General features: G+C 65.4%; 20 protein-coding genes. 9 read left to right on the forward strand and 11 right to left on the reverse strand.

Annotated features, from left to right (window positions below; genetic code table 11):
- Positions 1–639, forward strand: a 639-nt coding sequence (locus RUGAMON1_RS19505) for an Hpt domain-containing protein (RefSeq protein ID WP_445232085.1), incomplete at its 5' end; no start/stop codon positions are given.
- The gene (locus RUGAMON1_RS19510) at positions 636–1,565 is read left to right on the forward strand and encodes a diguanylate cyclase domain-containing protein (protein ID WP_445232086.1); all 930 of its coding nucleotides are present in this window, start codon (positions 636–638) and stop codon (positions 1,563–1,565) included. The genes RUGAMON1_RS19505 and RUGAMON1_RS19510, both read left to right, overlap by 4 nt.
- A gap of 66 nt (positions 1,566–1,631) precedes the next feature.
- On the opposite strand, the gene RUGAMON1_RS19515 is transcribed toward RUGAMON1_RS19510, so the two are convergent.
- The 6 genes from RUGAMON1_RS19515 to RUGAMON1_RS19540 all read right to left on the reverse strand — a co-directional run bounded on the left by RUGAMON1_RS19515 (position 1,632) and on the right by RUGAMON1_RS19540 (position 8,666).
- The gene (locus RUGAMON1_RS19515) at positions 1,632–2,084 is read right to left on the reverse strand and encodes a MaoC family dehydratase (protein WP_445232087.1); all 453 of its coding nucleotides are present in this window, start codon (positions 2,082–2,084) and stop codon (positions 1,632–1,634) included.
- Positions 2,084–3,223 (reverse strand): acyl-CoA dehydrogenase family protein, encoded by a 1,140-nt coding sequence (locus tag RUGAMON1_RS19520; protein WP_445232088.1) that lies wholly within the window; start codon positions 3,221–3,223, stop codon positions 2,084–2,086. The genes RUGAMON1_RS19515 and RUGAMON1_RS19520 overlap by 1 nt, the downstream gene beginning before the upstream one ends.
- 9 nt (positions 3,224–3,232) lie before the next feature.
- Complete coding sequence (locus RUGAMON1_RS19525; RefSeq protein WP_445232089.1) at positions 3,233–4,423, reverse strand: acyl-CoA dehydrogenase family protein; 1,191 nt, start codon at positions 4,421–4,423, stop codon at positions 3,233–3,235.
- A 219-nt stretch (positions 4,424–4,642) separates the two neighbouring features.
- On the reverse strand, positions 4,643–6,487 hold the full coding sequence (locus tag RUGAMON1_RS19530) for a glycoside hydrolase family 16 protein (protein WP_445232090.1): 1,845 nt from the start codon (positions 6,485–6,487) through the stop codon (positions 4,643–4,645).
- Between the two features lie 311 nt (positions 6,488–6,798).
- Positions 6,799–7,533, reverse strand: a complete 735-nt coding sequence (locus RUGAMON1_RS19535; RefSeq protein ID WP_445232091.1) for an SDR family NAD(P)-dependent oxidoreductase — start codon at positions 7,531–7,533, stop codon at positions 6,799–6,801.
- The gene (locus tag RUGAMON1_RS19540) at positions 7,530–8,666 is read right to left on the reverse strand and encodes a patatin-like phospholipase domain-containing protein (RefSeq protein WP_445232092.1); all 1,137 of its coding nucleotides are present in this window, start codon (positions 8,664–8,666) and stop codon (positions 7,530–7,532) included. Before RUGAMON1_RS19540 ends, RUGAMON1_RS19535 begins: the two co-directional genes overlap by 4 nt.
- 41 nt (positions 8,667–8,707) lie before the next feature.
- Between RUGAMON1_RS19540 and RUGAMON1_RS19545 the strand changes: the two genes are divergently transcribed.
- On the forward strand, positions 8,708–9,895 hold the full coding sequence (locus RUGAMON1_RS19545) for a phosphatase PAP2 family protein (protein WP_445232093.1): 1,188 nt from the start codon (positions 8,708–8,710) through the stop codon (positions 9,893–9,895).
- The gene (locus RUGAMON1_RS19550; RefSeq protein ID WP_445232094.1) at positions 9,892–10,503 is read left to right on the forward strand and encodes a CDP-alcohol phosphatidyltransferase family protein; all 612 of its coding nucleotides are present in this window, start codon (positions 9,892–9,894) and stop codon (positions 10,501–10,503) included. The genes RUGAMON1_RS19545 and RUGAMON1_RS19550 overlap by 4 nt, the downstream gene beginning before the upstream one ends.
- On the opposite strand, the gene RUGAMON1_RS19555 is transcribed toward RUGAMON1_RS19550, so the two are convergent.
- Genes RUGAMON1_RS19555 through RUGAMON1_RS19565 form a run of 3 tightly spaced genes read right to left on the reverse strand, consistent with a single transcriptional unit; the run spans position 10,454 to position 15,336 of the window.
- A complete protein-coding gene (locus RUGAMON1_RS19555; protein ID WP_445232095.1) occupies positions 10,454–12,247 on the reverse strand; it encodes a bifunctional alpha/beta hydrolase/class I SAM-dependent methyltransferase in 1,794 nt (597 codons plus the stop codon). The genes RUGAMON1_RS19550 and RUGAMON1_RS19555 overlap by 50 nt on opposite strands.
- A 1-nt stretch (position 12,248) precedes the next feature.
- The gene (locus RUGAMON1_RS19560; protein WP_445232096.1) at positions 12,249–13,133 is read right to left on the reverse strand and encodes a phosphatidate cytidylyltransferase; all 885 of its coding nucleotides are present in this window, start codon (positions 13,131–13,133) and stop codon (positions 12,249–12,251) included.
- 52 nt (positions 13,134–13,185) lie between these two features.
- Positions 13,186–15,336 (reverse strand): gluconolaconase, encoded by a 2,151-nt coding sequence (locus tag RUGAMON1_RS19565; protein WP_445232097.1) that lies wholly within the window; start codon positions 15,334–15,336, stop codon positions 13,186–13,188.
- Positions 15,337–15,573: 237 nt separating this feature from the next.
- Here RUGAMON1_RS19565 and RUGAMON1_RS19570 point away from each other — a divergent pair, with 237 nt between their 5' ends.
- Entirely contained in the window at positions 15,574–16,101 is a 528-nt protein-coding gene (locus RUGAMON1_RS19570; RefSeq protein ID WP_445232098.1) for a PEP-CTERM sorting domain-containing protein, read from the forward strand.
- 195 nt (positions 16,102–16,296) lie between these two features.
- Here the strand turns inward: RUGAMON1_RS19570 and RUGAMON1_RS19575 are convergent, their stop codons facing one another.
- The gene (locus tag RUGAMON1_RS19575) at positions 16,297–18,555 is read right to left on the reverse strand and encodes a carboxy terminal-processing peptidase (protein WP_445232099.1); all 2,259 of its coding nucleotides are present in this window, start codon (positions 18,553–18,555) and stop codon (positions 16,297–16,299) included.
- Positions 18,556–18,921: 366 nt separating this feature from the next.
- Here RUGAMON1_RS19575 and RUGAMON1_RS19580 point away from each other — a divergent pair, with 366 nt between their 5' ends.
- The 4 genes from RUGAMON1_RS19580 to RUGAMON1_RS19595 all read left to right on the forward strand — a co-directional run bounded on the left by RUGAMON1_RS19580 (position 18,922) and on the right by RUGAMON1_RS19595 (position 22,431).
- A complete protein-coding gene (locus RUGAMON1_RS19580; RefSeq protein ID WP_445232100.1) occupies positions 18,922–20,898 on the forward strand; it encodes a methyl-accepting chemotaxis protein in 1,977 nt (658 codons plus the stop codon).
- Between the two features lie 33 nt (positions 20,899–20,931).
- Positions 20,932–21,294 (forward strand): DUF2946 domain-containing protein, encoded by a 363-nt coding sequence (locus RUGAMON1_RS19585; RefSeq protein ID WP_445232101.1) that lies wholly within the window; start codon positions 20,932–20,934, stop codon positions 21,292–21,294.
- A 79-nt stretch (positions 21,295–21,373) separates the two neighbouring features.
- The gene (locus RUGAMON1_RS19590) at positions 21,374–22,000 is read left to right on the forward strand and encodes an SCO family protein (protein ID WP_445232102.1); all 627 of its coding nucleotides are present in this window, start codon (positions 21,374–21,376) and stop codon (positions 21,998–22,000) included.
- A complete protein-coding gene (locus RUGAMON1_RS19595; RefSeq protein ID WP_445232103.1) occupies positions 21,997–22,431 on the forward strand; it encodes a copper chaperone PCu(A)C in 435 nt (144 codons plus the stop codon). The genes RUGAMON1_RS19590 and RUGAMON1_RS19595 overlap by 4 nt, the downstream gene beginning before the upstream one ends.
- Before the next feature lie 16 nt (positions 22,432–22,447).
- On the opposite strand, the gene RUGAMON1_RS19600 is transcribed toward RUGAMON1_RS19595, so the two are convergent.
- On the reverse strand, positions 22,448–22,999 hold the full coding sequence (locus tag RUGAMON1_RS19600) for a hypothetical protein (protein ID WP_445232104.1): 552 nt from the start codon (positions 22,997–22,999) through the stop codon (positions 22,448–22,450).
- Positions 23,000–23,026 lie beyond the last annotated feature (27 nt).

Genomic DNA, 23,026 nt, shown 5'->3' on the forward strand with positions numbered 1-23,026 from the left:
CCGCCAGACCTGGCCGCGCCCGCCGCGCCGGCCCGGCTGGGCAGCAACGCAGCGGCGCTGACGGCGCTGCCCGGCGTCGACCTGGACGCGGCGCTGGCGCGGCTGGGCGGCAACGCCGACGCGCTGGTGGCCTTGCTCAAGCGTTTCGAACAGTCGCAGGGCGACACCGTCACCGAGGTGCGGGCGCTGCTGGCCGCCGGCCAGCCACAGCAGGCGGCGCAAAGCCTGCACCGGCTGCGCGGCGTGGCCGCCAACCTGGGCGCGACCCAGATCGCCGGCCTGACCTCCAACGTCGAGGCCGTGCTGCACCACGCCGCCCCCGAGCCGGCCGCGCTGCACGCCGCGCTGGCGCAGCTGGAGTCCGCGCTGCAGCGGCTGACGGCCGCCGCCCGCCAGCTGGCGGCGCCGGATGTTCTCCCGAGCAACACTGTGACGCACGACTTGCCGCAAAAGCTGGCGGAGTTACAGTGTTTGCTTCAGAATAACAACTTGAAAGCCTTGGAACAGTTCCGGCAGCTGCGCCCGGCGCTGGCGGCAACGGCGCAAGCCGGCGCGCTGGCGGAAGCGGTCGAGACGCTGAATTTCAAAGTTGCGCAAAAAATAGTGGACGATATGTTGCAACGAAAGGACAGTGCATGAGCTGGACCAACCTGGCCAGGAATGGACGCATACTGGTGGTCGACGACGCCATGGAAAACATCCAGATCCTGCATCACGCCCTGCGCGACGAGCACGACGTGCTGTTCGCGCTGGACGGCGAGAAGGCGCTGGAAGTGGCGCTCGAGCAACAACCCGACCTGATCCTGCTGGACGCCGTGATGCCCGGCATGGACGGCTACGCGGTGTGTGCGGCGCTGCGCAACTCGCCGCGGCTGCAGGACATCCCGGTGATCTTCGTCACCGCGCTGAGCCAGCCGGAAGACGAGACCCGGGCGCTGGAGGCCGGCGCGGTCGACTTCATCAGCAAACCGTTCAACGTGGCGGTGGTGCGCGCGCGCGTGCGCAGCCAGCTGACCATCAAGCGCCAGGCCGACGCCATGCGCGAGCTGAGCATGACCGACGGCCTGACCGGCGTGGCCAACCGCCGCAGCTTCAACGACGCGCTGGAGGCCGAGTGGCGGCGCTGCGCGCGCGCCGGCCTGCCGCTGTCGGTGATCATGATCGACATCGACCACTTCAAGCTCTACAACGATCACTACGGCCACCAGGCGGGCGACCTGTGCCTGCAACAGGTGAGCGCGGCCATGGCGCGCTGCGCCGCGCGGCCGCCGGATTTGCTGGCCCGCTACGGCGGCGAGGAATTCATCCTGCTGCTGCCGCAGGAAGGGGTGGAAGGCGCCGACGTGGTGGCGCGCCGCATCCTCGACGAAGTGCGGCGGTTGGCGATACCGCACGCCGTCTCGCCGACCGCGCCGCACGTCTCGGCCAGCCTGGGCGTCTGCACGGCGCTGCCGCCGCTGGACGCGAGCGGCAGCGCCGCCGCGATCCGGGTCGCCGACAGCCAGCTCTACCTGGCAAAACAGGGCGGCCGCAACCGCTACAGCAGCGAGGCGCTGGCGCCCTAACCCCGCACGGCAGACGCCGGGGTCGGACCCCGCACGGGGTCCGACCCCTTCGGGTTGGGGTGGGGCTCAGTAGCGCCGCATCACGAACTCGGCGACGCAGACCGGCTTGTCGCCGCCTTCGCGCTCGATCACCACGCCCCACAGGATCTGGGCGCCGTCGGCGATGTCGTCGATGGCGGCGATGGTCAGCCGCGCCCGCACCCGGCTGCCGACCGGCACCGGGGCCGGAAAGCGCACCTTGTTCAGGCCATAGTTCAGGCCCATCGTCATGTCCACCATGTGCAGCGCGTTGACCAGCAGCGCCGGCAGCAACGCCAGCGTCAGGAAGCCGTGCGCCACCGTGGCGCCGTAGGGCGACTCGCGCGCCGCCCGTTCGGCGTCGGTGTGGATCCACTGGTGGTCGCCGGTGGCGTCGGCAAACAGGTCGATGCGGGCCTGGGTGATGGCCACCCAGGCCGACACCGCCACCTCGTTGCCGATCTCGGCCTTCATGGCCGCCAGGTTGGCGAAGCTGCGCATCAGGAATGCTGCTGGAAGCCGCGCTGGGCGATGAAGCGCTCCAGGTGGTGGTCGACATCACCCAGGCTCACCTCGATCATCGCCAGGCGCTTGAAATGGTGCGCGGCCGGCAGTTCGTCGGTCACGCCCATGCCGCCGTGCAGCTGCACCGCCTGCTGGCCGAGGAACTTCGACGCCTGCCCGACCCGCACCTTGGCCGCCGACACCACGCGCCGGCGCTCCTCGGCGTCGCCGCAGGACATGCGGGCGGCCGCCAGCATCGCCATCGAACGGGCCTGCTCCAGGTGGATGTACATGTCGGCCATGCGGTGCTGCAAGGCCTGGAAGCCGCCGATCGGCGTGCCGAACTGCTTGCGCGTCTTCAGATAGTCCAGGGTGGCGGCGAACAGCGCGTCCATCGCGCCCACCGCTTCCGCGCACAGCAGGCTGGCGCCGTAGTCGGCCGCCTCGTCGAGCATGTCCCAACCGCCGCCCAGCTTGCCCAGCAGCGCCGAGGCCGGCACCGCCACATGGCTGAACTGCACGGTGGCGGCGCGCTGGCCGTCGATGGTGCGGTAGTCGCGCACGATGACGCCCGGCGTGTCGGCCGGCACCACGAACAGGCTGATGCCGTTGGTATCGCGCTGGGCGCCGGCGCTGCGGGCCGAGACGATCAGCGCGCCGGCCTGGGCGCCGTGGATCACCACGGTCTTGGTGCCGTCGATACGGTAGCCTTCGCCGTTGATGCTGGCGATGGTCTTGACGTCCGACAGTTCATGGCGCGCGTGCTTCTCGCCCAGCGCGCAGGCCAGCTTCAGTTCACCGCTGGCGACTTCCTCCAGCAGGTGATGCTGGTTGCCGGCCAGCTTGAGGAATTGCGCGCCCCACACGGTGGCGAAGTAAGGCTCGACCACCAGGCCGCGGCCGATCTCCTGCATCACCACCCACAGGTCGACCGCGCTGCCGTTGAAGCCGCCCTGCTCTTCCGGCACTGGCAAGGCGGTCATGCCCAGTTCCACCAGCGTGCTCCAGGCCACGTCCGAGACGCCGCTCTGCGAATGCACGATGCGCTGGCGCACGTCGAAGCCGTAATCCTTGTCGACCCAGCGGCGCAGCGCGTCGGCGAACTGCTGCTGTTCTTCTTTCAAATTAAAATCCATCGCTGCCCCTTACAGTCCCAGGATCATCTGGGTGATGATGTTTTTCTGAATCTCGTTCGAGCCGCCGTAGATCGACGTCTTGCGGAAATTGAAGTAGTAGCCGGCCAGCGGCGCGGCGGCGTCGTCGCCGGTGACGGCGTGGTCGGCCTTGCCTTCGAGGTAGTCGGTGTCGAACGGCAGCGCGTCCGGGCCCAGCGCCTCGACCATCAGCTCGGTCAGCAGTTGCTGGATCTCCGAGCCGCGCACCTTCAGCAGCGAGGCCTCCGGTCCCGGCGCGTGCGACTCGCGCGTGATCACGCGCAGCACCGTGGTTTCCAGCGCCATCAATTCGATTTCGAGACTGGCCACCTTGGCGGCGTAGACCGGGTCCTGCAGCAGCGGCTTGCCGTGCTTGTAGTGCTCGGAGGCGATCTTCTTCAGGAACAGCAGCTCGCGCTTGGAGCGGCCGACCGCCGCGATGCCGGTGCGCTCGTGGCCCAGCAGGTACTTGGCGTAGGTCCAGCCCTTGTTTTCCTGGCCGATCAGGTTTTGCACCGGCACCTGGACGTTGTCGAAGAAGACTTCGTTCACCTCGTGGTCTTCGTCGAGCATGATGATGGGGCGCACGGTGATGCCCGGCGTCTTCATGTCGATCAGCAGGAAGGAGATGCCCTCCTGCTTGCGCACGGTGGTATCGGTGCGCACCAGGCAGAAGATCATGTCGGCGTGCTGGGCCAGCGTGGTCCAGGTCTTCTGGCCGTTGACGATGTAGTGGTCGCCGGAACGCTCGGCGGTGGTCTTCAGCGAAGCCAGGTCGGAGCCGGAACCGGGCTCGGAATAGCCCTGGCACCACCAGTCCTCGCAGCTGAGGATGCGCGGCAGATAGTGGGCCTTCTGCGCCTCGTTACCGAAGGCCATGATGACCGGCGCCACCATATTGACGCCGAACGGCAGGATGGGTGGCGTGCCGGAGCGGGCGCACTCTTCTTCCCAGATATGACGCTGGGTGGCGCTCCAGCCCGGGCCGCCGTGCTCGACCGGCCAGGCTGGCGCGGCCCAGCCCTGTTTGGCGACGATCTGATGCCAGCGCACATAATCCTGGCGGCTCAGGCGCAGGTGGTTGCGGACTTTCTTCTGCAAATCGCTGGGCAGGTTAGCGTCGAGAAAGGCGCGCACCGTGTCACGAAACGCCAGATCCGCCGCCGTGTAGTTCAAATCCATGCTGTCTCCATATTCTTGTGACCCCGCTAAAAAAGCACGATCGTTCAAATAATTGTACCCGATATCCTGCCAAGCATTGTGGCATTTTTAAAGGGCGACAGAATGGCGTTGTTTCCAAAACCAATGGGGGTCAAGTCTGACATTCGGACACAAGCTCAGCAGTAGCGAGCTGCTACGGTCGAACTCGTGTCCGAATGCCAGACTTGACCCCAGGTTGGCTTACTTCATGGTGTAGCTTTGCTGCGCGGTGTCGACGGCGTAGTTGTGCGCGGTATCCCAGTAGGTGAAGCTGTAGTTCACCACGTCGCCGATCTTCAGGCCGCTCGCGGTGTAGCTGTTGACGCCGGCGTTCTGCGTCATCCGCACGTTCATCTGGCCGCCAGCGTTGACCGTGTAATGCACGTCCGCCCAGCTGCTGGACGCTAGTGAGAACTTCAGCATGGTCGCGCTGGCTTGTTGCGCGGCCGGCGTCGGAGTTGGCGTCGGGGTTGGGGTTGGTGTCGGCGTCGGGGTTGGTGTCGGGGTCGGGGTCGGGGTCGGGGTCGGGGTCGGGGTCGGGGTTGGCGTCGGTGTAGGCGTCGGAGTCGGCACGCCGGTATCCCAGACGATGTCATCGATCGCCATCTGGAACGCCGAGCTCGGCAGTGCGGCGCCGTCACTGGCGATCTGGAACAGGTCCAGCATCGACTGCAAGGCGATCTTGCTGCCGGCCAGGTCGGCCACCGGGATGGTCGCCGTGCCCCAGTCGCCGTTGCGCACCAGGCCGTACGTGGTGGCGTTGGCCGGGAACTTGACCGCGTTCTGGTTGGTGTAGGTGTCCTGCACCCCCACCGTGAAGGCGACATTGGCCGGAATCTTGATCTTCAGCTTCATGGTGCCGTTGCGGAAGTTGCTCATGTCCCGCGCCTGGCGCGTTTCCACGCTGCCGCCGAACCACTGGCCCGGCGTGTTGAAGCTCCATGCCATGACGTTGCTGCCTTCATACGGCGGCAGATTGCCCTGCGTGACGGAAGCGTTGTTCCAGACAAAAACGTCGGAGCTGGTCCCGGCCTGCAACTTGTTGTTGACCACGGTGTTGTCGGTGAAGACGCCGAACTTGCCCACCTCCGGCGTGCTCTGGCTGCCCAGCTTGACCGTGCCCTTGCCGTCCAGCTGGTACACGCGCACGTAGTCGACGTACATGGTGCCCGGCAGCGGCGCCGTCACCTGCCCCGGCGTGGCGGCGTCGGTGAAGTTGCCGCCGACAGCCAGGTTGAACAGCAGGTAGAACGGCGCTTGCAGCGCGGTCGAATTGACCGGCAGCGGGTTGTTGTACATATCGTACTCGACGCCGTTGTCCACCACGGTGAAGCGCATCTGCGTGTCGGTCCAGTACAGGCGATAAATGACGAAGCGGTTCGCCAGCGACTGGCTCGGCGTGTACCAGTTCTTGGTCTGCCACGCGGTCGAGGCGGCGCAGCTTTCATTGCCCGGCACGCAGGCCGCCTGCTGCCAAGTGATGACGTTGGAGCCGGCGAAATTGTCGATCGCCGGGGTCGGACTGCCGGCCGCCGCGCGGCTGCTGGCCTTGTGCCCCATTTCGAGGATGTCGATCTCGCCGTTGCGCGGCCAGCTCTGCGGACTCACGCCCAGCATCCACGCTGCCGGCCACAGGCCGATGCCCAGCTGCGGCGTCGCCATGCGGATCTCGACCATGCCGTACTGCACCTGCACCTTGCCGAAGGAGCCGATTTTGCCGGAGGTGAAGACGTTGCTGCCCACCGTCTGGTTCTGCGCCTTGATCGCCAGCGCCCGCGTGTTCGGCTCGAACGGCACGTTGGCGATGGAGACGTTGTTGGGGCTGTAGTACTCCAGCTCCTGGTTGCCATAGCCGCACAGGTTGATCTGGCAGCCGTTGCCGTCCACTGCCGTCCACAGCGAGGTGTTGAGCGTGGCGGCGTTGAACTCCTCCGACCACAGCAAAGGGCCGATGACGGGACTGGTGACGCTGGCCGACACCTGGGTGCCGTAGGCCATCAGGATGCCGGTGGCAACGGCGGACAGAACGAATTTCTGTTTATTCACAATGTATGACTCCTCGTATCCATACTTCCTCATTTCGAACCGGACGGCCGTCCGGTCCGCACCTTCGCCGGCAACGCCGGCTATTCCGTTTGCGGTCAGGGAGCATGGAGCGCGAGGTGCAACCCGGCAGAAAAATGGGCGCAGGGGCGCCTTCGCTACGAGGCGTTTCGCTTGCTGTTGCAGTCTCCGTGCCGTCCGGGTCGTGGCCCGGACTGTGTCGCTGATTAGAATTGGAAACGATTCCAATTTCATGTTAAAAATATATTCTGATTAATATTTTTTGTCAACGAAGACGCGCAAGCGTGCGCAACTTACTTTTTGCGGACGCGTTTGAGGAATACCGGCAATCGATTGAAGATACCGACCAAGACATGCATCTGCCACGGGAAAACGCAGCGCTCGTCGCGCCGCGCGATGGCGGCGGCGATGCGCTGCACCGCCTCCTGCTCGGACATCAGGAAAGGCTTGCCACTGGCGTCGCCGTTATTCAGTTCGCGCAGGCGCGCGGTGTCGACGTAACCGGGCACGATCACCGTGACATCGACGCCGAACGGCGCCAGCGCCTTGCGGTAAGCGTCGCAGATGGCGATGGCGGCGCGCTTGCTGGCACTGTACAGCGAGCCGCCCGGATAGTCCTGCTGCAAACCGGCGATGGACGCCACCGCCACCAACTGGCCCTGCCCGCGCGCCATCATCGCCTCGGCGGCGGCGCTGAAGGCGTGATCGAGACCACCCACGTTCACTCGCAACACCGGCAAGGTGCTGGCGGGATCGCGTGCGATCCCGGCGGCGTCGGTGTACTGGCCGGCGGTGACGATCAACAGGTCCAGGCCATCGGCCGCCACCACGGCCACCGTGCGCGCCACCGCCGCGCGGTCGGCGATATCGCATGCATGGACGCTGATGCGCTCCTCGCCCAGCAACGGCAGGCCATCCAACTTATTCGGATGCCGTCCGCAGATGGCGACACGCGCGCCCTGCCGCCAGTAGTGCTGCGCCAGCCCCAGCCCGATCCCGCTGGTGCCGCCGATGATCATGACGTTCATGTGGCAGCCTTGTTGTGCTTATCCTCGTTGCGCATCACGGTCTGGCGGCCTTGCGCGGCCAGCGCGTAAGCTTCCTGCGCGCGCCGATAGCCATATAGCCATTGGGTTTCCACGTCGGCCACGTATTGTTCGTAGCTGGCCGGCGCCACCAGCTGCACGCGGTTGTTGCGCCACGCGATGCGCTTCTGGACGCCGCTGCCGCGCAAGGCTTCGCTGACATCGGACGTATCGATCCACACGTCGACCGACTGGCCATGCACATGACGCAGACGCTGGTTGGCGTCGAAGCCGAACACCGAACGCAAGGCGGGAATCGCGGTGAACTGGTCGTAGGACTGCTTCATCTCCATGCTGATGTGCTGCGCCAGGCACTGCGCCAGTTCGATCGGGAACAGGTCGATCACGCCGCCGGTGTAGTCGGCGCCGCCGGCGGACTGGCAGCGAAAGTAGACCATGTCGGCGATCGAGATGCGGGCCGCGTCGGCCAGGGGCATCGCTGTGTCGATCTCCAGTTCATGTGCGACGGCGTTGGTCCAGCCGTCACGGCCGATGGCCGATGGCTGGCCGGCTGCCAGCGCGGCGATGCGCGCGTCGCCGAACAAGGTGACGCGATAAATAGCGCGGCCTTGCCGCAACTGCCCTACTTCGTCGGGACCGAACAACAGCTTGCCGCCGAGGATGGCCAGCGCCGGCACGGACGCGGATGCCGATGCGGATACGACAGCGGGCTCCGGCGGCAACGGCAGCACTGGCGGAATCTCGAACAGGTAGTCGTTGAACAGGTCTGGAATGTGCGCCGCCCTCGCGCCGTTCAGGCGCCGCAGCGCGATGCTGGTCACCGCCCGCAGCGGCGTGGCGCGCGGGCCGGAGCGCAGGCCGCTGAAAAATTCGTACATCCGCGGCGATGCCAGCCAGGCCTTGCGCGCCGCGCTGTCCGGCAGGTTGCGGATGATGGCGCCGGCCACCGAACCGCCGCAGGTGGCCAGCAGCAGGTCGGGCTCCTGGCCGGCGTCGATGGCCGCCGCGTGCATGCCGAGGTAGTAGCCGAAGCGGAAGCCGCCCCCGGCCAGCACCATGCATCGTTGGTAGCGGGGGTCTGGTTGGTGTCGCGCGGCGTCGGTCATGCGTGACATAATGCACCAATTACAACGTTATTCACAAGGACAGGTCGACAATGAACCGGCATGCCGTGCCCAGCGTGCAGCAACGCGTGACCCAGCTTGCGCTGAATGGCGCGCTGTTCGGCCTCTGCTACCCGCTGACCAACTACCTGGCACAACGCCACCAGGAGCTCGGCAACGTCGCGATGGCGTGGGAGACGGCGCTGCCCTTCCTGCCGTGGATGGTGCTGCCGTACATGACGTCCGGCCTGTTCTTCATACTGAGTTTTTTGCTGGTGCGCGACCGCGCCGGCCTATCGGCGCTGAGCCGCCGGCTGGCGTTTGCCACCATCGTCGCCTGCCTGGTCTTCGCCGCCTGGCCGCTGCGCTTCTCGCTGCCCCGCCCTGTCGTTAATGATGCGCTGCCCGCCTGGCTGTTCGCGCAATTGGCGGCGATGGACCAGCCCTACAACCAGCTGCCCTCGCTGCACGTGACCTACTGCCTGATCTTCTGGGCAGCCCTGCGTACCGCCGCCACGTCGGCGCTCCTGCGCGCCGCGCTGGCCGCGTGGCTGATGCTGGTGGCGCTGAGCACCGTGTTCACCTACCAGCACCATGCGCTCGATGTCGCCGGTGGCGCCGTGCTCGGCGCGCTGGCGCTGCATCTGCTGCCGTCCGACGGCGACATCCGCAAGCCGGTGGCGTTCTGCTACACCGTGCTGGCCGGACTGGCGGCGTTGGCCTGGTTCGCGCAGGGCGGCTTGTGGTGGCTGTACCTGTGCGCCAGCCTGCTGCTGGTGGCGCGTGCCTACTACCTCCATCACGCGGCCTTCTTGCACAAGCGTGACGGCCGCTATCCTTTGTGGGTCTGGTTGTCGTACGCGCCCTACCTGTGCGGCTATCTGCTGACCTGGCAGCTGGTGCGCTGGCACGAGCGCCACCGCCCGCCGTTCGTGCGCCACAGCGAGGGCCTGTGGGTGGGCCGCCGCCTGACCGAGGCCGAGGCGGCGCAACTGCCGGCCGATTGCGCCGTCATAGACTTGTCCAATGAGTTGAGTGAGACGCGCGCGCTGCGCGGCCGCAGCTATCATCACTTCCCGCTGCTGGACCTGCAAGCGCCGGATGCGCAATCGGCTCGCCCAATCCTCGCGGCCATCAGCGCCCATGCGGCGCAGGGCCGCGCCATTTACCTGCACTGCGCCATGGGCTACCGGCGCAGCCGCCAAATCGCCCAACTCTACAAGGAGCACTACCAGCAATGAGTTTTTCGATCTACCAGTTGAAACCGCAATTCCAGCAGCTGCTGCAACCGTTGATGCGCGCGCTGGTGCGCTGCCGCGTCACGCCGAATCAAATCACGCTGGCGACGATGCTGTTGTCGGTCGCCTACGGCGCGGCGCTGGCGATGCAGCCGCAGCGCGCGGGCCTGTGGATAGGCTTGGCCGGCTTCCTGTTGCTGCGCATGGCCCTCAACGCCATCGACGGCATGCTGGCCAACGCCACCGGCCAGAAGACCCGCCTCGGAACGCTGCTCAACGAGATCTGCGACCAGGTCTCGGACGTGGCGCTGTACCTGCCCTTCATGCTGGTGCTGCCCGCGCCGCTGGTGGTGCTGGCCGTGGCGGCCGCGCTGCTGGCGGAATTTGCCGGCGTGCTGGCGCTCAGCGTGGGCGCGGCGCGCCGCTTCGACGGGCCGATGGGCAAGAGCGACCGCGCCTTCTGGTTCGGCCTGCTCGGCCTGCTGATCGCCTGGGGCGCCGCCCCGCTGCTGCTGAACGGCGTCCTGGCGCTGGTGATCGCCTTGTCGGCGTGGACCGTCGTCAATCGCCTGCGTCAGGCGCTGCGGGCTTCCGCGCCAGCGACACCGTAAAGATCCCTTCCAGCCCGATGCGGGTGGCGATCTTGCGGCAGCCCGCATGCGCCACCAGCCCATCCATCTCCGCCTGCGGACGCGGACGCATCTGCCACGGCTTGCCCTGATGGCTGGTCAGCGTCAGCGCAATCATGTCCAGCTGCGGGTGCCACGGCTGGCCGGTGTAGATCAGGTGGCCGCCGGCGCGCAGCACGCGGACGATGCCTTGCAGCGAAGCGGCCACCGGCGGGTTCTCGCTGAACAATTCGTACAGGCCGGAGACGATGACGATGTCGTACTCGCCCTCCTCCACGCGGTAGCTGTCGGCGCTGAAGGCGTCGCGCAGCTGGTAGTCGATGCTGGCGCGCAGTTGCAGCTGCTGCGCCAGCGCGCGCGCCTGGTCCAGGTTGTGCTGGGTGTAGTCGCGCAGCGTGACTTCGATGTCGCGGTCCTGGTAGCGCTTGACCGTCTCCAGCACGTAACGGCCGGAGCCGCAGGCCACGTCCAGTATCCGCAGCGGCCGCTTGCCGTCATGGGCGGCGATTCGTTCGCCCAGCATCTGCTGCAACTGGCGCTTGCGCAGGCGGATGCCGCGCCAGCCCACCGCGTCCAGATAGCCCCGGTCCATGATGCCGCCGAACAGGAAGCGGCCGCCGGCCTGGTTGCGGTAGACGTAGTCGAGCGAGGCGCCGGAATCGAAGCCGTGCCGCAAACCGATCTTCATGCCGTTGCTGACCGGCCCCATCATGCCCAGCATCACGCGCTGCATGCCGAACCAGGCCTTGGCCAGCGGGCCGCAACTCTGGCCCGCCTGCAGGGCCGCGTACTGGCGGGCGCTGTGGCTGTCGCGGTCGGCGTTCAGATAATGCGACGGCGCCGGCGGCGCGCGCTCGAAGCATTGTTCGACGAACTGGCGGCTCGCTTCCAGCGCGACGCTGGTGTCCTGCTCGTAGAACAGCGCGTGGAAGGCGTCCGGCAAATGCACATAGCGCTTCAGCGGCGACGACAGGCGCTGGTAGAAGTCCTGCTGCGGGCCTTCCTTGACCACGTAGTCCTTGCCGGCGGTGAGCATCAGCACCGGTGTGTCGATGGCGGCGGCGTCCTGCACGATGCGCTGGGCGGTGTCGGCCAGGCCCAGCAGCACGCAGGCGGAGATGGCCTTGGCGATCAGCGGATCGGCGGCGTAGGCGGCCGCTTCCTGCGCCGAATGGGTCAGCATGCCGGGGCGGATGTAGCTGGTCACGAACAGTTCCGGCTTGAAGCGGCGGGCGAAACGCAGCGCCGGCTTGGCCAGCGGCACGTACAGGTTGATGTCGAACGCGGCGGCGGCCATGATGACGCCGCGCACGCGAGGCGCGTAGTCGTGCAGCCAGGTGGCGGCGATCACCGCGCCGACGCTGTTGGCCACCACCAGGATATTCTCCGGCGCGATGCCGTGGGTGGCGACGATGTGGGCGATGAAGCTATCGAAGTCCTCGACCAGCGCCTCGAAGCTGGGCGCGTCGCCGCGCTCGCCGGGCGAGTAGCCGTGGCCGCGCGCGTCCCAGGCGAAGGCCCAGTCCTGCGTGTAGCCGAACTGCTCCACCAGCGGCTGGATGCGACCCGAATGCTCATGGCCGCGATGCAGGAACACCAGCGCGCGCTGCGCTCCGTCCTGGCGCGGCGCCAACGGCTGCCAGGCGCGGTAGAACAGGCGCACGCCGTCGCTGCAGTCGAAGCCGGATTCGGTGGTGCGCCAGGCCAGTGAGCGTTCAGCTTTCATATTAGTTTCCCAGGAAATGAGTGATGAGGAAATACAGCAGCGGCGCCGTGACGACCAGACTGTCGACCCGGTCGAGGATGCCGCCGTGGCCGGGTATCAGTTGCGAGAAATCCTTGACGCCCAGCACCCGCTTGGCGGCCGAGAACATCAGGTCGCCGCAGAAACCGCCCAGCGACAGCAGCAACGCGAAGCCCGCCAGATGCGCGGCGTCCGCCAGATGCAGGTAGCGGCCCAGCGACAGCGACAGCGCGCTCGTGACCACCACGCCGCCGGCCAGTCCCTGCCATGTCTTGTTGGGGCTGATGCCGGGCGCGATGCGGTGGCGGCCGAAGATGGTGCCGCTGATGAATTGCGCCACGTCGTTCAACGCGGTCAGAACGTAGAGGTAGAACAGCCAGGCCAGCCGCACATGCGGTTCCAGCGGCAGGCTGTCGAACAGCGGCAGGAAGCAGCAGCTGTAGCACAACACCAGCCACAGCAGCCACGCCAGCGCCGGCCGGCTACGGCTGCGCAGGAAGATCAGTGCCGTCAGCGCGATCACCGGCGGCAGCGCCACCAGCGCCATGGTCGCGGGCAGGAACAGCGCGCTGCCGAACACGACGGCGGCCGGCGGCACGAAGCCGCGCCCGCCAAACGGCGCCAGCTCGCGCAAGGCCAGCAAGCCGATCAGCACCGCCAGCAGCGTGGCGCCAAGCGGGTGCAGCAGCAGGCTGACCGTGACCACCGGGAAGATCCACCACCAGGCGTTGACCTGAGCCCGCAGCTGGCTGTGCGGCCGCGCGCGCAGCTTGACGCCCACGCCCAGCGACGCCATGCCCAGCATCAGGTACAACATGGCGAGCGCGGTCAGGATCTCCGTGCCCAGCAGCGAAAACAGCAATTGCATAAATGCCTCAATTATTTTTAAGGCAATTGTATAGTGTTTTCCGGCAAGCAGCTCAGTCTACGGTGATCAGCAGGTCGCGCCCCTTGCTGGCGGCGTTGCCGGCGTAGTCCTCGGCCGTGATGCGCAGCGTGTAGTTGCCGGGGCCGAGGGCGCCGACTTTCCAGCCGCCCGGCGTCAGTTTGCCGTGGATCAGCGTGTTGTTGATGGCGTAGGAAAAACGCGTCTCCGCCGCGCCGTGGACGGTAATGCCGCTGGTGGCCGCGTACGCGAGCTTGACCGCGTCGCGATTGCGCGGCAGGCGGTCGTACAGCTGCGTGATCAGCGGCTCTTCCATGCCGGGGATGACTTCGCCGTCGGCGTTCAGCAGCTGGTAGCCCAGCTTGTACAAGCCCAGGCGACGGCGCGCCTGGTTGCCGTTCATTTGGTCGAAGGCGTCGACCACGATCTGCACTTCGCCCAAGGCGCGCGGAACCAGCAGGCGGCCGCCGGCCTTTTCCTTGAGCAGCTTGCCGCTGCCGTCGGCCAGCGCGATGGACTGGATCTGCGGCGCGATGGTATCTTCCAGGTCGACGAATGGCAGCGTCAGCGGGTTGAGGGCGTCGCCGTTCGGTTTGTAGTCCAGGTGCACGTGCGCCATGCGGTTGACCGTGCCCAGCGTTTCCCCCACCAGGAAGCGCGTGCCGCGCTTGACGCGCACGGCGGACGGCACGCCTTTTTCATCCTTCAACAATTGGAAGCGCGGGTCGAGCGGCTTGTCGTTGACGCCGCGCCCCACGCGCATGTGGATGTATTGCAGGCCATCGAGCGCCACGCCTTCCGATAGTTCGCCATAGCCCCAGCTGGCGCTCGGATCGCTGATCTTGCCGGCGGTGACGGCCAGCACCGGCGTGCCGATGGCGGCCTGCACGTCGAGCCCGGAATGGAAATGGTCGCGGCTTTCGCCGTCGAAATTGCCGCGCACCTCGCCCATCAGGCCGACCACTTCATGCGGCTTGTCCTGCGGCTTGACTGGCCACAGCATCGTGGCGCCGTGAGCCGGCGCGCCGGATAAAGGCAGTTCCGGCGCGGCCGGTTCTCCGGCCAGCGCCAGGGCCACGTGATGCAGGCGGAAGGTGGCGGCGTCGGTGACGAACAGCGAGCCGTCCCTGGCCAGCGCGAGCCCGCGCGGCGCGTAGAAGCGCACGCTGCCGTCGGAGCCGTAGCCCTGCTGCGGCGGATGGTCGGCGTCTTCCAGCGTCAGCACTTCGCCGGCCGGGGTGACCTGCGCCAGGCGGCCGTGGGCGTTGCTGCTGACGTAGAGGTAGCCGTCCGGCGTCAACGCCAGTCCGACCGGCGATTGCAGCAGCGGCGAGACCGAGCCATCCTTGGCCTGGACCACGGTGCTGACGGTGCCGTCCTTGGCCAGCTTGCGGATCGCGTGGTTGCCGGTGTCGGCGATGTACAGCTCGCCGGCGGCGCTGAGCGCCAGGCCGGTGGGTGTATTGAACAGCGCCTGCGCGCCGGCGCCGTCGGCATCGCCTGCGCGGCGGCCACCGGCGATAGTGGTGACTTCGCCGTTGGTGGCGATGCGGCGGATGCGGTCATTGTAAGTGTCGGCCACGTAGACCACGCCGGCCGCGTCCACCGCGATGCCGATCGGGCCGTTGAACTGGGCGGCCGCGCCACGGCCGTCCTTGTCGCCCGGCAGGCCATCGCCGGCCAGCGTGCTGACCACGCCGTCGGGCGTGACCTTGCGGATGGCGTTGTTGCCGGTGTCGGCCACGTACAGGTTGCCGGCGGCGTCGATCGCCAAGCCGGACGGGGTGTGGAACGCTGCCGCCTTGCCCGCCCCTTCCGCGTAGCCCTCCACCGCGCCGGCCAGTGTGGTGGTGGCGCCGTCCTGGGCGATCTTGCGGATGCTGTTGTTGTCGCCGCCGTCGGCCACGTACAGGTTGCCGGCGCCGTCGATCACCACGCCGAACGGATCGGCGAAGCGGGTGCCGCGGCCGCGGCCGTTGTTCGCGCCCGGCATGCCGTCGCCGGCGATCGAGGTGACGCGCGCGCTCCAGTGCGGCTGCGTGCCCTTCAAGGCCGACGGCCGCGCCACTTCGGCGCCGGCGTCCACGCTCGGCCGGTGGGTCAGGATGTAGGCCGCCCCGCCCCCGCCCAATGCGCCACCCAGGGCCAGGGCGGCGGCGATTAACTTGAATTGGGTAGGAGTCACGTTGCACCAGCCTAAACGTTGATCGAAAGAAAATATCTTAACCGATCTTCGGAGCTGCGGCTACCGGGGAAGCTGCGCGGACATAGCCGACACTTCATCCGCCGCCCCCGAAAAAATCCGCGAATGTTACCGTTGGATAGAATTGCCAAGAAATTATTGTTTATTATTAAAAAGTGATGATATGACAATTATTACATTCTTCCCGACAACTTCCCACACCGCAATTGGAGAGATCAAATGTTGAAAAAACTTATAGGCGTCGCGTTGTTAGCGTTATCCAGTACCGCCACGCAAGCAGCCCCAACGCATTATTACTACACCTACACTGGGTTGTTTGTCGACTGGTACTACATCCATGAATTTCAGCCGGATGCATCATTTGGCGGACGATTCGACGCCGAGGACCTGAACCACAACAATGTACTTGAGCTGGACGAGCTCACCTACATGGGCAGCTCCAGCTTTAATATGCTGCTCTGCAAGCCAGCAGATAACTGCGGTGTGAGTTCTTTTTCCTATGATCTAAATAAGGGAGACTTAAAATTCGGAACTTACTACAGGAACATATTTCAAGGCAGCTATTACGGCGGCACCTATACCAGTCACACAGGTGTCGAGCAGCAATTTGACTGGGCCCCTTACAGCAACTACTGGCGCGTCACCCCGGAAACCAGGCTGACAATCGCTGTGCCGGAGCCATCCACCTATCTGATGTTGGGCGTAGGTTTATTGGGAATGGGTTTGGTCCGCCGCCTTCGCAAATAAGCAACCCCCAAAAAAAAGCCCGCTACAGGAGCGGGCTAAATCTATTTCCTTGGAGGAGAATAGAGGAGACAGGTGAATGATGCTGCATCGCGGCATATAAATCTAATTTATATTGGTAATAGCAGTAATTCCCAATATGAATAACTCGAAAAAAAGGCCCCGCAAACTACACGGGGCCTTGCTCTGACCAACGGTTTATTTGCTGGCGTCCACCGCGTACGGCAGCACGCGCGAGGCCATGCGGGTGTCGGTTTTCAGGAAGCCCACCTCGTCGGCCAGGATGTGGACCGCTTCGTTCAGCAGCACGTCCTTGGCGGCCTTGGCGGCTTTTTCCGCATCCAGTTCCGCCGTCAGCGAGCGCTCGTCGCCTTGCAGGCCGTCGTCGGTGCGCAACGCACCCTTGACCGCCGCCACTTTCGGCGATGGCGCTGCCTTGCCGTTGGCCGGCTTGGCGGAGATCGCCTTGTTCAGCGCATCCTTCGGATCGGGCAGCAGCACCGGGTCGTCCGCGCCCAAGGTGGTCGACAACAGACGCGCTTCGCGCAGCTTGGCGCGTGCTTCCTGGGTGTCGCGCTCCTTGCGGCGCACGGTCTCGTTGAGCGAGATCAGGTTGTCCTTGCGCTGCTTCTTGACCAGGGCGATGTCTTCGGACAGGTACTGGAAGTCCTTGTCCTTGGCCACGCGCGCCTCATGCTTCTTGTCCAGCAGCGGCAGGATGTCCTTCAGGTCGCCGGTCGGGATGTACGGCGCCGGCTTGATCGAGGTCCACGGCAAGGCATTGTCGTAGCTCGATTCGCCGAAGGTGTCCGAATCGCCCATGGTCGGCAGCTTGATGTCGGGCGTGACGCCGCGCAGCTGCGTGGTGCCGCCGTTGATGCGGAAGAACTGGGCGATGGTCATCTTCAGTTCGCCGTAGTGCACCTTGTCGCTCTGGGCGAAGCGGTCCAGGCCGAAGATGGTTTGCACCGTGCCCTTGCCGAAGCTCGGCTCGCCGATGATGACGCCGCGGCCGTAGTCCTGGATCGCGGCCGCGAAGATCTCGGAGGCCGAGGCCGAACCACGGTTGATCAGCACGCCCAGCGGACCGTCCCAGGCCATGCCGGCGTTGGTGTCGCTTTCGATTTCGATCTTGTTGTCGCCGGTGCGTTGCTGCACCACCGGACCCTTGTCGATGAACAGGCCGGTCAGCGCCACCGCCTCCGACAGCGAACCGCCGCCGTTGTTGCGCAAGTCGATCAGCACGTTGTCGACTTTTTCCTTCTTCAGCTCGCCCAGCAGGCGGGCCACGTCGCGGGTGGCGCTCTTGTAGTCCTTGTCGCCCTTGCGGCTGGCTTCGAAGTCCTGGTAGAAGGTCGGCAGCGAGATCACGCCGATGCGGCGCTTGGCCGTGCCGTCCTTGACTTCCAGGATGGATTTCTTGGCCGACTGCTCTTCCATGCTGATTTTCTTGCGCACCAGCGAGATGGTGGTGTGCTTGCCGTCGACGCCGGCGTCGACCGGCTGGATGTCCAGCCGCACGGTGGAGTCTTTCGGACCACGGATCAGCGCGACCACGTCGTCGATGCGCCAGCCCAGCACTTCGGTCATCGGCGAGTTGTCGTCCTTGGCCACGCCGAGGATCTTGTCGCCGACCTTGATCTTGCCCGACAGTCCGGCCGGGCTGCCCGGCACGACTTCGCGCACCACCGTGTATTCGTCACGGGTTTGCAGCACGCAGCCGATGCCTTCGAGCGACAGGCGCATGGCGATGTCGAAGTTTTCCGACGCGCGCGGGCCCAGGTAGTTGGTGTGCGGCTCGATCGACATGGCGTAGGCGTTCATGAAGATCTGGAACACGTCTTCATTGGTCAGCTTGCGCGAGCGGCTCATGTAGTTCTCGTAACGCTTGTCGAGCGTGTCGCGGATGCCCTTGTCGTCCTTGCCGGCCAGCTTGAGGCGCAGCCAGTCGTTCTTGACGCGCTTGCGCCACAGCTCCTTCATTTCAGCGTCGCTCTTGACCCAGTCGGCCTTTTCGCGGTCGTACTGGTAGCTCTCGTCGAGGGAGAAATCGGGCTTGGTCTTGAGCAGTTCGCGGGCGTAGGCGATGCGCTCGTTGAAGCGTTGCTGGTACTGGTTGTAGATGGCGAACGGAACGCTGAGGTTCTCGCCGGTGATGGCGTCATCCAGGCGGGTGCGCACGATGGCGTACTGGTCGAGGTCGGCCTGGGTGAAGAACAGTTTTTCCGAATCCAGCGATTTGAAATAGCGGTCGAAGATCTTTTCCGACATCGCATCGTCTAACGGAGTGGATTTGTAATGCAGTTTGGTCAGAACCCGCGAGGCCCAGACGGCCGCCTGGGCTTGGCCCGGCTGGGGTTTGAGTACGGTCTCCGCCGCCGCTTTTTCTGGCACGGCCGCGCCGGCCTGCACTGACAGCGCCGCCAACACGGCTACTAACAGTATTTGCTTCTTCATCGGCTTACTCCGAAACGTAGTGTTATCAATTAATCGTCGCGCGCAGTGCTCCTGCCTGCCGTTCCATTCTACAGGATAGGCCACCCTGCGGCGCTGGGAGTTTGCAGTGTCCCTGCCCAAGCTTAAGCAAGACTGAAATGAAACCAGCTTTACTTCTGTTGACACATATGTTGCCATGCAGCAAAAATGTGGTACTATATCGGTCTTATGTTTTTGACGGCCCGCCCGCAGCATTCCGGCAGAGCCCGTACGCCTCGACTGGTGAGGCGCCTTAGCAGCAGCCTTATCGCTTCACGCAGTCGCTCCCCCGGAGCATGCTCGATCCAGAGCGCCCTCAATCAGCACCACGTTGACCTAAAAAAAACAATGCAAACCTTTACTATGAATCCCCGCGACTGGGGTGTCGGCACCAAGATTACCGTGTTCACCTTCGGCCTGATCGCCGTCATCCTGGCCATGCTGCTCAGCCTGATCAACATGAGCACCTCGGCCATGCTGACCGAACGCGCCAAGGCCAACGTCGCCAACACGCTGGACGGCATCAGCAACACGGTCGAGGTGTTCAACACCGCCATGACCAACGAGGCTTCCAGCTTCGCCCGCCTGTTCGCGGCCGGCTTCGGCGACGGCAAGTTCACGCTCGACAGCGCCACCACCGTCGACATCGGCGGCAAGGCAACACCCTCGCTCAAGCACGACGGCAAGACGCTGAACCTGGACTTCGCCATCCCCGACAAGTTCACCGCCGACACCGGCGTGGTCGCCACCATCTTTGCCGCCAGCGGCGACGAGTTCGTGCGCGTGAGCACCTCGCTGAAGAAGGAAAACGGCGAACGCGCCGTCGGCACCCAGCTCGACCACGCCCACCCGAGCTACTCCCTGCTGCGCGCCGGTAACAACTACATCGGCCTGGCCACGCTGTTCGGCAAGCAGTACATCACGCAATACGATCCGATCAAGGACGCTAGCGGCCAGGTCATCGGCGTGCTGTTCATCGGCCTGGACATCTCGAAGAACATGGCGATGCTGAAGGAAAAAATCAAGGCCATCAAGATCGGCGACACCGGCTACATCTACGTGGTCAACGCCGCGCCGGGCAAGGCGCTGGGCACGGCGCTGGTGCATCCGGCCAAGGAAGGCCAGAACCTGATCGACAGCGCCAGCAGCGACGGCCGTCCGTTCGTCAAGGACATGCTGGAGGCCAAGGAAGGTTCGATGCATTACAGCTGGTCCGACAGCGCCAACGCCGCGCCGCGCGAGAAGATGGTCGAGTTCCATACCTTCAAGCCGTGGAACTGGCTGATCGTCGGCGGCACCTACACCGAGGAAATCACCCGCGAAGCGGGCCAGCTGCGCAACCGCTACGCCGCGCTGGGCCTGGTGTCGCTGGCCTTGTTCGCCGCGATCCTGTTCCTGCTGGTGCGCGCCAACATCACCCGTCCGCTGGCGCGCGCCGAAGCGGCCGCGACCCGCATCGCGCAAGGCGACCTGGATGTGCAACTGGCCATCGACAACAAGGACGAGATCGGCCTGGTGCTGCGCGCGTTGAACGGCATCAGCAACAACCTGTCCGGCGTGGTCGGCCAGGTACGGGCGGGCGCCGAGCAGATCGCCACCGCCTCCAACGAGATCGCCGCCGGCAACCTAGACTTGTCGTCGCGCACCGAAGAGCAGGCCTCCAGCCTGGAGGAAACCGCCGCCTCGATGGAGCAACTGAGCAGCGCCGTCAAGCAGAACGCCGACAACGCCGCGCAAGCCAACCAGATGGCGCTGGCCGCCTCCGGCATCGCCGCCAAGGGCGGTGAAGTGGTGGCGCAGGTGGTCGACACGATGGGCTCGATCAACCAGTCCTCGCGCAAGATCGTCGACATCATTTCGGTCATCGACGGCATCGCCTTCCAGACCAATATCCTGGCGCTGAACGCGGCGGTGGAGGCGGCGCGCGCCGGCGAGCAAGGACGCGGCTTCGCGGTGGTGGCGTCGGAAGTGCGCAACCTGGCGCAGCGCTCGGCCACGGCGGCCAAGGAAATCAAGGCGCTGATCGACGATTCGGTCAGCAAGGTCGACATCGGCAGCGCACAGGTGGCGCAGGCCGGCACGACGATGCAGGAAGTGGTGGTCAGCGTGCGCCGCGTGACCGACATCATGGCCGAGATCAGCACCGCCAGCGACGAGCAGCGCGCCGGCATCGGCCAAGTGCACGAGGCGATCGCGCAGATGGACCAGGTCACGCAGCAGAACGCCGCGCTGGTCGAGGAAGCGGCCGCCGCCGCGCACGCGCTGCAAGACCAGGCCGCCGATCTGGAGCAGGTGGTGCGGATCTTCAAGCTGGGCCGCCGCTAACCCGGGGGTTTCTTTTGCCCTATAATTGCGGGCATGGTTAAATTTCTGAAGCACCGGCGCGGCCACAGCCTGATCGTATGCATTGCGATTTTGCTGAACCTGTTCGCCCCGGCGATCGGCCACGCGATGGCCACGCTGGCGCAAGACCCGCTGGCGCTGGAAATTTGCAGCGCCACGCCGGCCAAGCCTACACCCGGCGACGCCCCCACGCACGCGCTCAAGCACTGCGTGTTCTGCGCCACCCATGCCGACACCTACGCACCACCACCGGCGCCGGCCGGCCTGCTCATGGTGCTGCGCGGCCATGATGTCTATCCGGCGCCGCACTATCTCTCCCCCACCCCGCTGTTCAACTGGTCGAGCGCGCAGCCGCGCGGACCGCCCGCCCTGTCCTGACGTCCCCGTAGACCGCATGCAGCTGCGCCGCATTGGCGACGGCTGGCGTGCGCCTGTTCAACAACTCACAGGATCAACCATGCAACGCCGTACCCTACTTACCGTGCTGGCGGCAGCCGCTGCATTGCCGCTGGCCGTGCCCTCCGCATACGCCGCGCCGCCGGCCTACACCGGCATCGACATCACCGGCAGCAGCATCGGCCCGGACTTCCGCCTGTCCTACGGCGACGGCAAGCCCGCCTCGCTGCAAGACTACAAAGGCAAATACGTGCTGCTGTTCTTCGGCTTCACGCAATGCCCGGACGTCTGCCCGACCGCCTTGTCGCGCGCGGTCGAGATCAAGAAACTGCTGGGCGCCGACGGCGACAAGATACAAGTCGTCTTCGTCACCGTCGATCCCGAGCGCGACACCGCCGCGCTGCTGGCCGAATACATGCGCGCCTTCGATCCAGCCTTCGTCGGCCTGCGCGGCGACTTGGCGCAAACCGCCAAGGCGGCCAGGGACTTCAAGATCTTCTATCGCAAAGTCCCGAGCGGCAGCTCGTACACGATGGACCACACGGCCATCACCTATGTGTTCGACGCCGCCGGCAAGATCCGCCTCGCCTTCAAGCACGAACAAACCGCCCAGCAATGCGCCGCCGATCTGCGCAAACTGATGCAACCTAAAAAAGAAACCAGCTTCCTGAAAGGACTCTTCCAATGAAACGCATGATCTACCTGATGCTCCTCGCCGCCCTGCCCGCCTTCGCGCAAGTCACCGTCAGCGAGGCCTGGGTGCGCGGCACCGTGGCCTCGCAAAAAGCCACCGGCGCCTTCATGACGCTGACCTCGGCAAGAGACAGCCGCCTGGTCGGCGCCAGCTCGCCGGCGGCCGGCGTGGTCGAGGTGCACGAAATGAAAATGGTGAACGACATGATGAGCATGCGCCAGATCGACGGCCTGGCGCTGCCTTCCGGCCAGGCTGTCCAGCTGGCTCCAGGCGGCTATCACCTGATGCTGATGCAACTGAAACAGCCGCTGGCCGAAGGTGCGAAGGTGCCGCTGACGCTGGAGTTTGAGGATGCGAACAAGGTGCGCAGCAAGGTAGTGGTAGACGCCGTCGTCAAACCCTTGAACAACGCGCACCAGCACTAAGCGCGCATGGTGGCCGTCAAATCGATTGCAGCAACGGCCACCAATAAGACACCGACCACCACAGCAAGCCGGCGATCAGCAGGTAGGGCCAGGAACGCAGCGAAATCTTCCAGTCGACCGTCGACGGCCAGCAGGCCAGAAACTGCGGCGCCACGGCAAACGCCAGCGCCAGGTCTATCCACTGGAAATGCAGTCCGGCCCGGGTGCGCCACCACGCCACCACGAACGGCAGCACCACCACCAGAAACGGCGCCAACGCGGACGGCGCGGCGTTGTACCAGCGCACCCGCGTCAAGCGCACCGATCCCAGCTCCCAGCCCTGCCCGACCCGCCGCGGAATGACAGTGAAGGCGGCCGGCCGCGCATAAGTCACCAGCCCGGCGACGAAATGGGCCAGTTCGTGGCAAATGGTGCCGGCGACCGTGAAAAGGAAAAAGAAGGGATGCCGCGCCGACAAAGCGCGGATCAGCAGCGCCAGCACTAGCGACGGCGCCAGGTACAACAGGATGTCGCGGTGATGGCATAACCACGCCGGCGCGAGCGTACTACATTCAAACAGGCTACTCATGGCCGCATCGTCGCACGGCGGCGGGGC

It is taken from the genome of Duganella rhizosphaerae, from assembly GCF_040364205.1.
GTDB lineage: Bacteria > Pseudomonadota > Gammaproteobacteria > Burkholderiales > Burkholderiaceae_D > Rugamonas > Rugamonas rhizosphaerae.